Source organism: Thermomonas sp. (assembly GCF_047606765.1).
GTDB lineage: Bacteria > Pseudomonadota > Gammaproteobacteria > Xanthomonadales > Xanthomonadaceae > Thermomonas.
Map to the genome: position 1 here is coordinate 46,026 of NZ_JASGED010000022.1, position 14,537 is coordinate 60,562.

General features: G+C 64.8%; 14 protein-coding genes and 1 tRNA gene. 5 read left to right on the forward strand and 10 right to left on the reverse strand.

Annotated elements, in window-relative coordinates; all coding sequences use genetic code 11:
• Nucleotides 1–3 precede the first annotated feature (3 nt).
• The 7 genes from radA to murJ form a co-directional block, all read right to left on the reverse strand.
• Nucleotides 4–1,389: a DNA repair protein RadA gene (gene radA / locus QM612_RS02475; RefSeq protein WP_415252313.1), complete on the reverse strand. Its 1,386-nt coding sequence runs from the start codon at nucleotides 1,387–1,389 to the stop codon at nucleotides 4–6.
• A 103-nt stretch (nucleotides 1,390–1,492) separates the two neighbouring features.
• Nucleotides 1,493–1,568 (reverse strand) — tRNA-Thr (locus QM612_RS02480).
• 27 nt (nucleotides 1,569–1,595) lie between these two features.
• Nucleotides 1,596–2,549 (reverse strand): 4-hydroxy-3-methylbut-2-enyl diphosphate reductase, encoded by a 954-nt coding sequence (gene ispH / locus QM612_RS02485; protein ID WP_415252314.1) that lies wholly within the window; start codon nucleotides 2,547–2,549, stop codon nucleotides 1,596–1,598.
• A gap of 7 nt (nucleotides 2,550–2,556) precedes the next feature.
• On the reverse strand, nucleotides 2,557–3,054 hold the full coding sequence (lspA, locus tag QM612_RS02490; protein ID WP_415252315.1) for a signal peptidase II: 498 nt from the start codon (nucleotides 3,052–3,054) through the stop codon (nucleotides 2,557–2,559).
• Entirely contained in the window at nucleotides 3,054–5,840 is a 2,787-nt protein-coding gene (gene ileS / locus QM612_RS02495) for an isoleucine--tRNA ligase (protein ID WP_415252329.1), read from the reverse strand. The genes lspA and ileS overlap by 1 nt, the downstream gene beginning before the upstream one ends.
• Before the next feature lie 59 nt (nucleotides 5,841–5,899).
• Nucleotides 5,900–6,871, reverse strand: a complete 972-nt coding sequence (locus tag QM612_RS02500; RefSeq protein WP_415252316.1) for a bifunctional riboflavin kinase/FAD synthetase — start codon at nucleotides 6,869–6,871, stop codon at nucleotides 5,900–5,902.
• A 90-nt stretch (nucleotides 6,872–6,961) separates the two neighbouring features.
• Entirely contained in the window at nucleotides 6,962–8,572 is a 1,611-nt protein-coding gene (gene murJ, locus QM612_RS02505) for a murein biosynthesis integral membrane protein MurJ (RefSeq protein ID WP_415252317.1), read from the reverse strand.
• Nucleotides 8,573–8,730: 158 nt separating this feature from the next.
• Between murJ and rpsT the strand changes: the two genes are divergently transcribed.
• On the forward strand, nucleotides 8,731–9,000 hold the full coding sequence (gene rpsT, locus QM612_RS02510) for a 30S ribosomal protein S20 (protein WP_415252318.1): 270 nt from the start codon (nucleotides 8,731–8,733) through the stop codon (nucleotides 8,998–9,000).
• 163 nt (nucleotides 9,001–9,163) lie between these two features.
• Here rpsT and obgE read toward each other — a convergent pair whose 3' ends face one another.
• The 3 genes from obgE to rplU form a co-directional block, all read right to left on the reverse strand.
• On the reverse strand, nucleotides 9,164–10,228 hold the full coding sequence (gene obgE / locus QM612_RS02515; RefSeq protein WP_415252319.1) for a GTPase ObgE: 1,065 nt from the start codon (nucleotides 10,226–10,228) through the stop codon (nucleotides 9,164–9,166).
• Nucleotides 10,229–10,409: 181 nt separating this feature from the next.
• Nucleotides 10,410–10,670, reverse strand: a complete 261-nt coding sequence (gene rpmA, locus QM612_RS02520) for a 50S ribosomal protein L27 (protein WP_415252320.1) — start codon at nucleotides 10,668–10,670, stop codon at nucleotides 10,410–10,412.
• Between the two features lie 18 nt (nucleotides 10,671–10,688).
• Entirely contained in the window at nucleotides 10,689–10,997 is a 309-nt protein-coding gene (rplU, locus tag QM612_RS02525; protein ID WP_415252321.1) for a 50S ribosomal protein L21, read from the reverse strand.
• Between the two features lie 201 nt (nucleotides 10,998–11,198).
• On the opposite strand from rplU, the gene QM612_RS02530 reads away from it, so the two are divergent.
• The 4 genes from QM612_RS02530 to uvrA form a co-directional block, all read left to right on the forward strand.
• Nucleotides 11,199–11,432, forward strand: a complete 234-nt coding sequence (locus QM612_RS02530) for a hypothetical protein (protein ID WP_415252322.1) — start codon at nucleotides 11,199–11,201, stop codon at nucleotides 11,430–11,432.
• A 15-nt stretch (nucleotides 11,433–11,447) separates the two neighbouring features.
• Entirely contained in the window at nucleotides 11,448–11,846 is a 399-nt protein-coding gene (locus QM612_RS02535; RefSeq protein WP_415252323.1) for a type II toxin-antitoxin system VapC family toxin, read from the forward strand.
• A 59-nt stretch (nucleotides 11,847–11,905) separates the two neighbouring features.
• Nucleotides 11,906–12,535, forward strand: a complete 630-nt coding sequence (locus QM612_RS02540; RefSeq protein ID WP_415252324.1) for a hypothetical protein — start codon at nucleotides 11,906–11,908, stop codon at nucleotides 12,533–12,535.
• A 120-nt stretch (nucleotides 12,536–12,655) separates the two neighbouring features.
• The coding region (uvrA, locus tag QM612_RS02545; RefSeq protein ID WP_415252325.1) for an excinuclease ABC subunit UvrA at nucleotides 12,656–14,537 on the forward strand (1,882 nt) is incomplete at its 3' end.

Consider the following 14,537-nt stretch of genomic DNA (forward strand, 5'->3'; position numbering starts at 1 on the left):
CGCTCAGGCCTGTTCCAGCGCGTCCGCCAGTCGCTCCACCGCGATCACCTCCATGCCCTTGTAGCTGCCCGACTTCGGGGCATTCGCTTTCGGCACGATGGCGCGCTTGAAGCCATGCGTCGCCGCTTCCTTCAACCGTTCCTCGCCGTTCGGCACCGGGCGGATTTCACCGGACAAACCGACTTCGCCGAACGCGATGGTTTTCTCGGGCAACGGCGCATCGCGCAACGAGGACAGCACCGCCAGCAGCACCGGCAGGTCGGCGGCGGTTTCCTGCACGCGGATACCGCCGACCACGTTCACGAACACGTCCTGGTCGCCCACCATCACCCCGCCGTGGCGATGCAGCACCGCCAGCAGCATCGCCAGCCGGTTGCCTTCCAGCCCGACGACGACCCGGCGCGGATTGGACAGCGGCGAGGCATCCACCAGCGCCTGCACTTCCACCAGCAGCGGGCGCGTGCCCTCGCGCGTGACCATCACGCAACTACCGGGCTGCGGCGCGCCGGTGCCGGACAGGAAGATCGCCGAAGGATTCGACACTTCGCGCAGACCGCCGTCGGACATCGCGAACACGCCCAGTTCGTTGACCGCGCCGAAGCGGTTCTTGAACGCGCGCAGCACGCGGAAGCGGCTGCCGGCATCGCCCTCGAAATACAGCACCGCATCAACCATGTGCTCCAGCACGCGCGGACCGGCGATGCCGCCCTCCTTCGTCACATGACCAACAAGGAACACTGCGGTGCCGGTTTCCTTGGCGTAGCGCACCAGCCGCGCTGCCGCCTCGCGCACCTGACTCACCGAACCGGGCGCGGCGGTCAGCGTATCCGTCCAAAGGGTCTGGATGGAATCGGCGACCAGCAAGCGCGGCTTCGATGCAATCGCCTGCTCAAGGATGCGTTCGACGCAGGTTTCCGCAAGCGCGTTCAAGCCCTCCAGCGGCAGGCCCAGCCGCTGCGCGCGGCCAGCGACCTGCGCCAGCGATTCCTCACCAGTGACATAAAGACCGGGCAAGGCCGGTGCCATCTTCGCCAGCGCCTGCAACAGCAAGGTCGATTTGCCGATGCCGGGATCACCGCCGACCAGCACCACCGCACCTTCGGCCAAGCCGCCACCCAGCACGCGGTCGAACTCGCCGATGCCGGTGGACGCGCGCGCCTGCGCGTCGATGCGTACATCGGCCAGCGCAGTGATCTTCGGCGCATCCAACTTGCCCGCCCAGCCACTGCGACGCGAAGCCGGGGACTTGGCCTGCACGGCGCTTTCCAGCGCGATCTCCGCCAGCGTGTTCCATGCGCCGCAGGCCTCGCACTGGCCCTGCCACTTGGCGTGATCGGCCCCGCAGTCGGAACAGACGTAGGTGGTACGAGTTTTGCTGCTTTTCGACATGCGAAGGATGCGTGCTGCGGAAAGCGACACTGTAGCCGCCGACCGTCGCATTTGCCGAGACCGCAAACGAAAAGCCCCGCTTTCGCGGGGCTTCCTGCAACACTGGTGCCGAAGAGAGGAATCGAACCTCCGACCTACTGATTACGAATCAGTTGCTCTACCGACTGAGCTACTTCGGCGGGGCTGCCATTCTAACGGCAACCGGGTCAGTCCACCAGCCGCAGGCGCAGTTCCTTGGGCAGGGCGAACACCATGTCCTCCGGCTCACCGTGCAGCTCGCGGACACTGGCCGCGCCAAGGTCGTGCAGGCGCTCCAGCACGCCGCGCACCAGCACGTCCGGGGCGGAGGCGCCGGCGGTCACGCCGATGCGGCGACGGCCTGCGATCCAAGCGGGGTCGATTTCGTCTGCACCGTCGATCAACCATGCGGCGGCACCTTCGCGCTGCGCCAGTTCGCGCAGGCGGTTGGAATTGGAGGAATTGGGCGAGCCGACCACCAGCACGGCGTCGCAGCCCTCGCCCACCAGTTCGCGCACGGCGTCCTGTCGGTTCTGGGTGGCGTAGCAGATGTCGTCGTTCTTCGGGCCCTGGATGGCCGGGAACTTCGCCTTCAGCGCGGCGATGATGTCGCGGGTGTCATCCACGCTGAGCGTGGTCTGGGTCGTGAACGTGCAGTTTTCGGGCTGCGCCAGTGCCAGCGTGGCGACATCGTCGATGTCTTCGACCAGATGGATCGTACCGGTGCCGCCTTCACGGCTCCATTGCCCCATCGTGCCTTCCACTTCCGGATGGCCGGCGTGGCCGATCAACACCATGTCGCGGCCATGACGGCATTGGCGCGCGACTTCCAGATGGACTTTTGTCACCAGCGGGCAGGTGGCGTCGAATACTTTCAGGCCGCGCCGGTCGGCTTCCTCGCGCACGGCCTTGGACACACCGTGGGCGCTGAAGATCACCGTGTTGCCGTCCGGCACTTCATCCAGTTCTTCGACAAAGATCGCGCCGCGCGCCTTCAGGTCATCCACCACGAAGCGGTTGTGGACGACTTCGTGACGCACGTAGATCGGCGCGCCCAGCGTCTCGATGGCGCGCTTGACGATTTCGATGGCGCGATCCACGCCGGCACAGAAACCACGGGGATTGGCGAGCAACACATCCATGCCGTGATTATCCCGCCTTCTTCGACTTTCCGGACAGCAGGCCGAACAGGCCGATGCCGATGGCACCACCGACCACCGCGCAATCGGCGAGGTTGAAGGACGGCCAGTAGTGTTCGCCGACGTACCACTGGATGAAATCGACGACATGGCCATGCGCGAAGCGGTCGATGAGATTGCCCAGCGCGCCGCCGATCACCAGCGCCAGCGGCAGCGCCTGCTTGCAGTCGCCGCGCGCAATGCGTGACAGCATCCACGCCATCAGCCCGCTGATGCCGAAGGCCAGCGCCATGAAGAACCACTTCTGCCAGCCGCCGGCATCAGCCAGGAAGCTGAAGGCCGCGCCGGTGTTGTAGGTGCGGTACCAGTTCCAGAAACCATCGATGACGGGAACTGCGGTGTATTCCGGCAGTGATTTCAGCACCCATGCCTTCGTCCATTGATCGAGGACGAGCACCAGCGCGGAAACGCCGAGCCACGGCAGTGCATTGGGCTTCACGGTTGCCATCAGAAGTACTTCCGTTCCTCGCCCGGCCCGTCCACATTGCCCACGCAGCGCCCGCACAGCAGCGGATGCGTGGCGTGCATGCCCACATCACTGCGATGGTGCCAGCAGCGCACGCACTTGGGTTTGGCAGTCGGCTGCGCGAACACGCCGATGAAGCTGGCCTGCGCATCCGGCACGATGCGCACGTCACCGCTTATCAGCAGGAAGCGCAGTTCATCGACAACCGGCAGCAGCCAGTTCTGGTCGGCCACGTTGCAACGCAGTTCGATTTCGGCTTCCAGCGCCGCACCGATCTGCCCTGCGGCGCGCATCGGTTCCAGCGCCTTCGCCACCTGCTCGCGCAGTTGCAGCAGGCCGTCGAAATCGGTAACCGACAGCGGTGCATCGTCCGGCAGCGGCGCAAGACCGTCGTACCAGACGGTGAACAGCACGTTGCCTGCACGTTCGCCGGGGAGATAACCCCACATCTCGTCTGCGGTGAAGCTCAGGATCGGCGCGATCCAGCGCACGAAGGCTTCGGCGATGCGGAACATCGCGCCCTGTGCGCTGCGCCGCCCGCGCGAATCCTCGCGCATGGTGTAGAGGCGATCCTTGGTGACATCGAGATACAGCGAACCAAGGTCAACGCTGCAGAAGTTCATCAGCGCCTGCACCACGGCGGCGAAGTCGTAATTCGCATACGCGGCGGCGATCTGCTCCTGCACCTGCCATGCGCGATGCACGGCCCAACGATCCAGCGCCACCATCTCATCCAGCGGCAGCAGGTCACGCGCCGGGTCGAAGCCGTGCAGGTTGCCCAGCAGGAAGCGCGCGGTGTTGCGGATGCGGCGGTAGGCATCGGCATTGCGCTTCAGGATTTCCTGCGACAGCGACATCTCGTTGCTGTAGTCGGCGCTGGCGATCCACAGGCGCAGGATGTCCGCGCCCAAGGTCTTCATGATGTCCTGCGGTTCGATGCCGTTGCCCAGCGACTTCGACATCTTGCGGCCATGCTCATCGACCGTGAAACCGTGCGTCAGGCACTGGCGATACGGCGCAGCCTTGTCGATGGCAACGCCGGTAAGCAGCGAGCTCTGGAACCAGCCGCGATGCTGGTCGGAACCTTCCAGATACAGGTCGGCCGGCTTGCTTAAGGCCCGCTCCAGCAGCACGCCCTCGTGTGTCACGCCGGAGTCGAACCAGACATCGAGGATGTCGGTGATCTTCTCGTACTGCGATGCCTCATCGCCCAGCAACTCGGCGGCATCCAGCGCATACCAGACGTCAATGCCGCCCTGCTCCACCTTGTCGGCAACCGCGCGCATCAGTTCCACGCTGCGCGGATGGATATCGCCGGTTTCGCGATGAACGAACAACGCAATCGGCACGCCCCAGGTGCGCTGGCGCGAAATCGTCCAGTCCGGGCGGCCTTCGATCATGCCGGCGATGCGCGCCTCACCCCATTCCGGGTACCACTTCACGCCCTTGATCGCGTCCAGCGCATCACGGCGCAGGCCAGCCTGTTCCATCGAAATGAACCACTGCGGCGTGGCGCGGAACGCGATCGGCGTCTTGTGCCGCCAGCAGTGCGGATAGCTGTGCTTGAGCGGCGCAAACGCCAGCAGCGCGCCGTTGCCGCGCAGCACTTCGACGATGGCGTCGTTGGCCTTCCACACGTGCAACTGGGTCAGATCGACTTCGCCCGCTGGCGGCGTCGAAGGCAGATACACGCCGCGACCATCTACCGGGTTGAGTTGCGCCGCCGTGTACTTCTCGACAAGGCCGTACTTCTGGCCCACCACGAAGTCTTCCTGACCATGACCGGGCGCGGTATGCACCGCGCCGGTACCATCCTCGGCACTGACGTGATCGCCCAGCAGGATCGGGATGTCGCGCTCCGCATAGAACGGATGCGCGAACAACATGCCTTCGAGTTTTTCGCCCTGCGCGCGACCAAGAACAGTCACTTCATCCACGCCATAGCGCTTCAGTGCCTTCTCGGCCAGCGCTTCGGCCAGCACCAGCCATCGGCGCGTACCGTCGGCCTTGGCCGGGCCTTCGACCAACACGTATTCGAGTTCCGGCCCCAGCGAAATAGCGAGCGATGCCGGCAGCGTCCACGGCGTGGTCGTCCAGATCGGCAACGCGACTTCAACCTCTTCCGGCAACTCGCTGCCGAACGCGCGGCTGACCTGTTGCGGATTGCGCGCGGCATAGGCCACATCGACCGCAGGGCTGACCTTGTCCTGATATTCGATTTCGGCCTCGGCCAGCGCACTGCCGCAGTCGAAGCACCAATAGACCGGCTTCACGCCGCGCAGCAGGTGGCCGTTTTCCACCACCTTCGCCAGTGCGCGGATTTCATCGGCCTCGAAGCGGAAGTCCAGCGTGCGGTACGGACGCTCCCAGTCACCGAGCACGCCGAGCCGCTTGAAGTCGCGGCGCTGCACGTCGATCTGCTCCAGCGCGTATTCGCGGCATTTCTGCCGGAACGCCGCCGCGTCCAGCTTCACGCCAACCTTGCCCCATTTCTTTTCGATGGCGATCTCGATCGGCAGGCCGTGGCAGTCCCAGCCCGGGATGTAGGGCGCATCGAAACCAGCCACCGTCTTCGACTTGACGATGATGTCCTTGAGGATCTTGTTGACCGCGTGACCCAGATGGATCGCGCCATTCGCATACGGCGGGCCATCGTGCAGCACGAACTGCGGGCGGCCCTGCGCGACCTCGCGAATCTGCGCATACAGCCCTTCTGACTCCCAGCGCGCCAGCGTATCCGGCTCGCGCTTGGGCAGGTCGCCGCGCATCGGAAACGCGGTTTCCGGCAGCAGGATGGTGGACTTGTAAGGGTTGTCAGTCTTGTCGCTCACGCGATGGCTCGCTGTGGTTCGTGTTGATGAAGAATGGCACGCGCCTGCGCATCATCACGCTGCATTTGTGCAACGAGTGACGGCAGGTCGGGGAACTTTTCCTCGTCGCGCAGGCGGGCGACGAACTCGACTTCAATGCGACGCCCGTACAGATCGCCTTCGAAGTCGAACAGATGGGCTTCCAGCAACGGCTCCACGCCGGCCACCGTGGGCCGGGTGCCGAAGCTGGACACCGACGGCCATGGTGCGTCTGCCACACCGTGTACCCATGTTGCATAGATGCCGCGCAGTGCAGGCGTCTTGCCGCCGAAACGCAGGTTGGCAGTGGGGAAACCCAGCGTGCGGCCCAGTTGCTTGCCGTGCACAACGTGGCCGGCGATGGCATAGGGACGGCCCAGCAGGCGCGCGGCATGGGCGAAGTCACCCTCGACCAGCGCGGCGCGGATGCGGGTGCTGGACACGCGCTCGCCATCCGGGCAATGCACCGGATCAATGGCGTGCGCAGCGAAGCCCAGGGTTTCGCCCATCGCCTGCAACAACGCGATGTCGCCGGTGCGACCCTTGCCGTAGCGGAAATCCGGGCCAACCCAGACCTCACGCGCATGCAGGCGCTGCACCAGCAGCTTGCGGATGAAATCTTCCGCCGGCATCGCGGCCAGCTTCGCATCGAAGCGCAGCAGGCCCACGCCATCAACGCCAAGACCGCGCAGCCCTTCCAGCTTGCCGCGCGGCAGCATCAGGCGCGGCGGCTTGGCATCCTTCGCGAAGAACTCGCGCGGCAGCGGCTCGAAGCTGAGCGCCACCGCTGGCACGCCGAGTTCACGCGCACGCGCGACCGCGCGGCCCACCAGCGCGCGATGACCCAGGTGCAGGCCGTCGAAGGCACCGATGCAGACCACGCTGCCTTCGGGGTAGAGCACCCCACTACGCTCCGATGAGGAGCCGGCATCGCGGAACAGGAGATTCATGACAATTGGAAAGTCCGGCCACGGATGGCCGGGCTCTTCATCAGGGACGATGGCATGAAGTATAGCGGCGGCGCAGCAACCAGGCCGTTCTCAATGGCGCAGGTCGCGCAGGCGCATGCCCATCGCCAGCAACACGCCGGCATACGCCACCGCGCCCGCACCCACCGTGCCGGCAAGCCGCCAGCCGCGCTCCCACCAGTCCCATTGACTCCATTCCGGCCAGGCAAAGCGCAATGCCAGCACCACCAGCACCAGTGCCAGCATTGCCGCCATCAACTGCACGAGAAAACGGCCCCAGCCCGGCTGGCGGCGATACACACCGGCCCGGCGCAGCAACCAGGCCAATTGCAGTGCATTGACCCAACCGGCAATGGCGATCGCCAGCGCCAGCAAGGCATGCGTGCCGTGGATGCTGGCCAATGCCTGCCGCCACCCGCCACCCGCTGCCGCCAGCGCCGCCTGCCCCGTGGACGAGGCATACAGCAGGCCGGCGAACAGCCCGACCGTACACAGCGCATTGGTCAGTACCGCCACCACTGCAGCACGCACCGGCGTGCGCGTGTCCTGCCGCGCATAGAACGCCGGTGCCAGCACCTTGACCAGCAGGAAGGCCGGTACCGCCGTGGACTGCGCGATCAGGCTCCAGCTGGCCATGCGCGCGTCCAGCTCGCCGAAGTTGCGGTACTGGAACAACGTGGCGATCAGCGGTTCAGCGCACAGCACCAATCCCGCGCAGGCCGGCAAGCCGACCAGCAGGCATAGCCGGAAGCCCCAATCCAGCCCTTTCGAAAACCCATCGGGATCGCTGGCCGCATGCCGGCTGGACAGGTGCGGCAGGATCACCGAGCCGATCGCCACCCCGAACATGCCCAGCGGGAACTCCAGCAGGCGGTCGCTGTAGTACAGCCAGGTCATGCTGCCGCCGATCAGGAACGATGCCGCCATCGTGTTGAACAGCAGGTTGAACTGCACCACCGACGAGCCGAACAGCGTTGGCACCATCAGCTTCAGGATCTTGCGCACCCCGGCATGGGCAAGATCCAGCCGTGGGCGCGGCAGCAGGCCAAGCCGTGACAGGAACGGCAACTGGAACACCAGTTGCAGGATGCCGGCGGCGAACACGCCCCAGCCCAGCACCTTGACCGAGCCATCGAACCACGTCCCAGCCACCAGTGCCGCCGAAATCATCGCGAGGTTCAACAGCACCGGCGACAGCGCCGGCACCGCGAAGCGCTGGTAACTGTTGAGAATGCTGCCAGCCAGCGACGCCAGCGAGATGAACAGCGCATACGGGAAGGTGATCCGCAGCATCTCGACGAACAAGTCGTATTTCGCGCTGCCAGCGACGAAACCCGGCGCGATCAACTGCCCCAACCATGGTGCCGCCAGCAGCACCACGGCGGTGACTACCAGCAGCCCGGCCAGCAGGGTGCCGGTCACCCGGTCGATCAGTTCGCGCACCGCCGCCGGCCCGTGCTTTTCCTTGTATTCGGCCAGCACCGGCACGAAGGCCATCGAGAACGAGCCCTCGGCGGACAGCCGGCGCATGAAGTTGGGGATGCGGAAGGCGGCGACGAACACGTCCATTGCCGGGTTCGCCCCGAACACGATGGCGTAGATCTGGTCGCGCACCAGCCCGGACACGCGGGACACGAAGGTCATCGCACTGAATACGGCGGTGGATCGCAGCAGCCGGCTCATGCCTGCACCGCCCGGCTGATCGCTGTGGATCGTGGCATGTTGACCCCAAGTGCTTGATCGTCCATAATTTTGAGTCTTCCCGAATCCTTCGTCCGTAGGCAAGTCTGCCAGCGGACGGTTTCACCCGCCCAAACAACAGACACCCCAGGATTTACCTCGTGGCCAATATCAAGTCCGCCAAGAAGCGCGCCAAGCAGACCATCGTGCGCAACGAACGCAATGTCGCCCAGCGCTCGCAGCTGCGCACCGCCGTCAAGAAGGTGATCAAGGCGCTCGACGCCAACGATGCCGAAGCCGCAACCGCCGCTTTCGCCAGCGCGCAGCCGCTGCTGGATCGCTTCGCCGCTCGCGGCCTGATCCACAAGAACAAGGCCGCCCGTCACAAGGCCCGCCTGACCGCCCGCATCAAGGCGCTCAAGGCTGCCTGATCCACGGTGACGGGATTCGGCGAAAAGCCCCGCTTCGGCGGGGCTTTTTGTTTTAGCCCCATCACACCATAGGTGCCGAGCTTGCTCGGGCCGCTTGAACCGTAGGTGCCGAGCTTGCTCGGCACGAACGCCATGCGGAGCAAGCTCCGCATCTACGGGGAAGTCAGACGGCATCGCCCTGCGCCTGCGCTTCCAGTGCGTCCTCACGCAGCCGGTCGAAGAACGCCTGCACCGCCAGCATGATCGGCCAGGTGCCTTCGCGGCCGAGCGCGGACACCAGATACCACGGTTCCTTCCAGCCAAGCTCGTCAACGATGGCCTGCGCTGCCGCCTGCGCTTCGTCCTCGAACATCAGATCAGCCTTGTTGAGGATCAGCCAGCGCGGCTTTTCCAGCATGTCCGGGTCGTACTTGCGCAGTTCGGCCTCGATCGCGCGCACCTGCTCCGCCGGCGAAACCGCACTGCCATCGCCCATATCCATGGGTGCCACGTCAACCAGATGCAGCAGCAGGCGCGTGCGCTGCACATGGCGCAGGAACAGGCTACCAAGGCCGGCACCGTCCGCCGCGCCTTCGATCAGGCCGGGGATGTCGGCAATCACGAAGCTGCGCCCCGGCTCCACGCTGACCACGCCAAGGTTCGGGTACAGCGTGGTGAACGGATAGTCCGCCACCTTCGGCGTGGCCGCCGACACCGCGCGGATGAAGGTGGATTTGCCGGCATTCGGGAAACCCAGCAGGCCCACGTCGGCCAGCAATTTCAGCTCCAGCCGCAACGTGCGCTGCTCGCCCTCGGTTCCCGGCGTGGCCCGGCGCGGCGTGCGGTTGACCGAACTCTTGAAGTGCATATTGCCAAGGCCACCCTTGCCGCCCTTGGCAACCAGCAGGCGCTGCCCGTGTTCGGTCAGGTCGCCGATGATCTCGTCGGTGTCCACGTTGTGGACCACGGTGCCGACCGGCACGACGATGGTTTTGTCCTCGCCGGCCTTGCCGTACATCTGGCTACCCATGCCGTTCTCGCCACGCTGTGCCTTGAAGCGGGTCTCGTGGCGGAAATCGACCAGCGTGTTGAGGTTTTCATCGGCCTGAAGCCAGACATCGCCACCGTCACCACCGTCGCCACCATTGGGGCCACCCAGCGGGATGAACTTCTCGCGGCGGAACGCGATGCAGCCATTGCCGCCATTGCCGGCGGTGACCGTGATTTCGGCTTCGTCAACGAGTTTCATGGGAACCGGGATACAGATAGAGGATGGAAGCGTAGCTGCTTTTTTGCCGTCATCCCGGCGAAAGCCGGGATCCAGCTCTTCGGATTGAGAGCCAAAACTGGATTCCGGCTTTCGCCGGAATGACGAGATAGAAACGAAAAACCCCGCCGAGGCGGGGCTTCTCGCAACCGTGTCGGAGCGCTTACTGCGCGGCGACGACGTTGACCGTGCGGCGCTTCTTCGGGCCCTTGGTGGTGAACTCCACCGTGCCATCGACCAGCGCGAACAGGGTGTGGTCGCGCCCCAGGCCCACGCCGGAACCCGGATGGAACTGGGTGCCACGCTGGCGGACGATGATGTTGCCGGCCTCGATGGCCTGGCCACCGTAGATCTTGACGCCCAAGTACTTCGGGTTGGAATCGCGACCGTTGCGCGAGGAGCCTACGCCCTTTTTATGTGCCATGACGGATTCTCCTAATGCTTAGCCGGCGATGCCGGTGATTTCGATTTCGGTGTAATGCTGGCGGTGGCCCATCTGCTTGCGATGGTGCTTGCGGCGGCGGAACTTCACGATGCGCACCTTGTCGGCGCGACCGTGACCGATCACCTTGGCGGTGACCGAAGCGCCCTTCAGCGCATCGCCCAGCTTGATGCCATCGGCATCGCCCAGCATCAGGATGTTGTCCAGCTTGATCTCGCTGCCGGCTTCGGCTTCGAGCAGTTCGACGCGGAGCGTTTCGCCCTGCATCACGCGGTATTGCTTACCGCCGGTGACCAGTACTGCGTACATGATGAGTCTCTCGGTTCTGTAGTTATTCTGATGTTCTGCCTGCTACATGCCAAAGAGGCATGCGGGCGGACAGAAGCGGAATTGTAAGCGGGGCAACGACTTGGCGCAACCTGAACCCGATAGCCAGCACAGCGGTGGCCGGGCAGCAGGGTCAAGCGCTACCATACACGCCACATATGCCACATAGATTCGGAGGCAGACATGACGCAACTCCATTGCTATGTCCCGGATGACGTTGCCAAGCGTTTGAATGACAAGGCAAAACAGGCCGGCATGCCGGTGTCGCGCTATCTGGCCGCATTGATCCGCAAAGACACCGAGACCGGGTGGCCGGAGGGCTATTTCGACCTGTTCGGTGCGTGGGAAGGCGAGCCACTGGTTCGCCCGACACAGGACATCCTTGAACCTGGCGATTGCGTCAGGTTCGATGGCTGATCCGGCACCAGAGGCATGTACCTGCTCGATTCCAACACCTGCATCGCGCTGTTGAACCAAAGCCACGCAGGCGCGGCAGCACGTATCCGGCAATGCAGACCGGAAGAAGTCCTGTTGTGCAGCGTGGTCAAGAGCGAACTGCTGTACGGCGCACGTCACAGCCAGCGCGTGCAGGCCAACCTGCAACTGCTGGCGCAATTCTTCGCTCCCTTGCCCAGCCTGCCCTTCGACGACCGCTGCGCCGAAGAAGCCGCAATGATCCGTGCCGACCTCGCCATCCAGGGCCAGCCCATCGGCTCGAACGACCTGCTGATCGCGGCCACCGCCCGCGCACATGACGCAGTGCTGGTGACCCACAACACGCGGGAGTTCGTCCGCGTGGCGGGTTTGCGGCTGGAAGATTGGCTGGCTTAGGGAACTTTTCCCGCCAATCTGCGTCCAAGCGCCGTGCCCGGGAGCCATGAACGCCATCGATGGAACAACACAGCGTTCGGCTCTGGTTCACCGATGCGCCTGAAAAAGGCGCTGTCTGGCTGCTGGTTGCCCTGCTTCACCTGCTGGGCGTCTGGGTTTTGATGCGGCCACGACCTGAGGCCGATGGCACTGCTCCGTCAATGACGCTGGTGTACATCGACCTGCCGCCGCCAGTGAAGCACGCGCCAGTCGAAGCCCATCAGTCCGATCCAGCTCGCAGCCAAACCAGGCCATCGCGCACGCACGCCAACGCTGCTACGCCTCAAAACCCCGGTGATGCCGACGCCACAACGCCAACGCTGACCATCATCGATGCCGATGACAGCTGGGAGCCGCAAGCGGCTTCCAGCAAGGACGATGGCATTCGCTTTGAGCGTAAAAGTCCGATGGTCAGCCACAACCCCATCCGGCGCGGCCCGCCCGAGCGGTTCCGCATGCGAGGGCCAGGCAGCCTTGCAGACGTGGTGCGCAAGCTGTCACAAGCGCTGCTGTGGCCGGCAGGTTATTCCGACAATCCCTGCGATGGGCTTGCCGAAGCGGCGCGAGTACTGAGCGCCAACGCTTCGACCAAGGGCAGGCAGGCGCTGCTGGAAGACGTGGTGCGGCAGCAATCGCAATACTGCCCCTGAAGCATCGCCTGCCAGCGCGCTGGATATCCCGCCATTTGCCCCCAAATCGGAGCCTCGGTACGCTGCCCGATTGGTCGTCAGTCCGTTGCCGGCCTCCCCCACCCCCGCAGGACTCCACCGATGGCGCTGGACTACATCCGCATCCGCGGCGCACGGACGCACAACCTCAAGAACATCGACCTTGACCTGCCACGCGACAAGCTGATCGTGATCACCGGCCTGTCCGGCTCCGGCAAGTCGTCGCTGGCGTTCGACACGATCTATGCCGAAGGCCAGCGCCGCTATGTCGAATCGCTGTCTGCCTATGCGCGGCAGTTCCTCAGCGTGATGGATAAACCTGATCTCGACCATATCGAAGGCCTGTCGCCGGCGATTTCCATCGAGCAGAAATCGACCAGCCATAACCCGCGTTCCACCGTCGGCACCATCACCGAGATCCACGACTACCTGCGCCTGCTGTACGCGCGTGTGGGCACGCCGCGTTGCCCCGACCACCACTTCCCGCTGGAAGCGCAGACGGTCAGCCAGATGGTCGACCAGGTGCTGGCGATGGAGGCCGACGAAGCGCTGGCCGGCCAGCGCTGGATGCTGCTGGCGCCGGTGGTGCGCGAGCGCAAGGGCGAGCATGTGCAGGTGTTCGACCAGTTGCGTGCACAGGGCTACGTGCGCGTGCGGGTGAACGGCATGCTGCACGAAATCGATGCCGTACCAACGCTGGCGTTGCGACAAAAGCACACCATCGAGGCCGTCATCGACCGTTTCAAGCCGCGCGCGGACATTCGCCAGCGGCTTGCGGAATCGTTCGAGACCGCGCTGAAGCTGGGTGACGGCATGGCCATCGTGCAATCGATGGATCAACCGGAACGCGACCCGCTGCTGTTCTCTTCGCGCTACTCCTGCCCGGTCTGCGACTACTCGCTGCCGGAGCTGGAGCCGCGGCTGTTCTCGTTCAACTCGCCGGTCGGCGCCTGTCCCGGCTGCGATGGACTGGGCGTGGCCCAGTTCTTCGACCCGACGCGGGTGGTGGCACACCCGGAGCTGTCGCTGGCGGCGGGCGCGATGCGCGGCTGGGACCGCCGCAACGCCTACTACTTCTCGATGATTACATCCTTGGCGAAGCATTACCGCTTCGACGTTGACCTGCCGTGGCAACTGCTGCCGGAGGACATCCGCCAGATCATCCTGCACGGCAGCGGCAAGGAGATCATCAACCTGGTCTATGTCGGCGAGAACGGCAACAAGTACCAGCGCAAGCACGCCTTCGAAGGGATCGTGCCGAACCTTGAACGCCGCTATCGCGAAACCGAAAGCGCGGCGGTGCGCGAGGAACTGTCGAAGTACATCAGCGAGCGCCCCTGCCCCGAATGCGATGGCGCACGCCTGAACCGCAGTGCGCGCAACGTGTTCGTGGCCGACAGGCCGCTGCACGAGATCGGCGTGCTGCCCATCGACGCCTGCCTTGCCTTCTTCGACGGCCTGAAGCTGCCGGGCTGGCGCGGCGAGATCGCCACCAAGATCGTCAAGGAAATCCGCGAGCGGCTGGGCTTCCTTGTCGATGTGGGCCTCGATTACCTGACGCTGGAACGCAAGGCGGATTCGCTGTCCGGCGGCGAGGCGCAGCGCATCCGGCTGGCGTCACAGATCGGCGCGGGCCTTGTCGGCGTGATGTACGTGCTGGACGAGCCGTCCATCGGCCTGCACCAGCGCGACAACGAACGTCTGCTGGGCACGCTGACGCGGTTGCGCGACCTTGGCAACACGGTGCTGGTGGTGGAACACGACGAGGACGCGATCCGGCTTGCCGATTACATCGTCGATATCGGCCCCGGCGCGGGCGTGCATGGCGGCGAAGTGGTCGCGCAGGGCCAGCTTGCCGACGTCTTGAAAGCACCGCGCTCGCTGACCGGGCAATACCTGTCCGGCAAGAAGAAGATCGAAGTGCCGGTGCATCGCAACCCGCCCAACCGCAAGATGCTGCTGAAGCTGAAGGGCGCGCGCGGCA

Coding starts and splice junctions, on each gene's coding strand:
- QM612_RS02540 (WP_415252324.1), top strand. CDS start 11,906: ATGGAACAACACAGCGTTCGGCTCTGGTTCACCGATGCGCCTGAAAAA.
- rpmA (WP_415252320.1), bottom strand. CDS start 10,670: ATGGCACATAAAAAGGGCGTAGGCTCCTCGCGCAACGGTCGCGATTCC.
- radA (WP_415252313.1), bottom strand. CDS start 1,389: ATGTCGAAAAGCAGCAAAACTCGTACCACCTACGTCTGTTCCGACTGC.
- QM612_RS02535 (WP_415252323.1), top strand. CDS start 11,448: ATGTACCTGCTCGATTCCAACACCTGCATCGCGCTGTTGAACCAAAGC.
- ileS (WP_415252329.1), bottom strand. CDS start 5,840: ATGCGCGGCGACCTGCCCAAGCGCGAGCCGGATACGCTGGCGCGCTGG.
- QM612_RS02500 (WP_415252316.1), bottom strand. CDS start 6,871: ATGAATCTCCTGTTCCGCGATGCCGGCTCCTCATCGGAGCGTAGTGGG.
- obgE (WP_415252319.1), bottom strand. CDS start 10,228: ATGAAACTCGTTGACGAAGCCGAAATCACGGTCACCGCCGGCAATGGC.
- ispH (WP_415252314.1), bottom strand. CDS start 2,549: ATGGATGTGTTGCTCGCCAATCCCCGTGGTTTCTGTGCCGGCGTGGAT.
- QM612_RS02530 (WP_415252322.1), top strand. CDS start 11,199: ATGACGCAACTCCATTGCTATGTCCCGGATGACGTTGCCAAGCGTTTG.
- murJ (WP_415252317.1), bottom strand. CDS start 8,572: ATGAGCCGGCTGCTGCGATCCACCGCCGTATTCAGTGCGATGACCTTC.
- rplU (WP_415252321.1), bottom strand. CDS start 10,997: ATGTACGCAGTACTGGTCACCGGCGGTAAGCAATACCGCGTGATGCAG.
- lspA (WP_415252315.1), bottom strand. CDS start 3,054: ATGGCAACCGTGAAGCCCAATGCACTGCCGTGGCTCGGCGTTTCCGCG.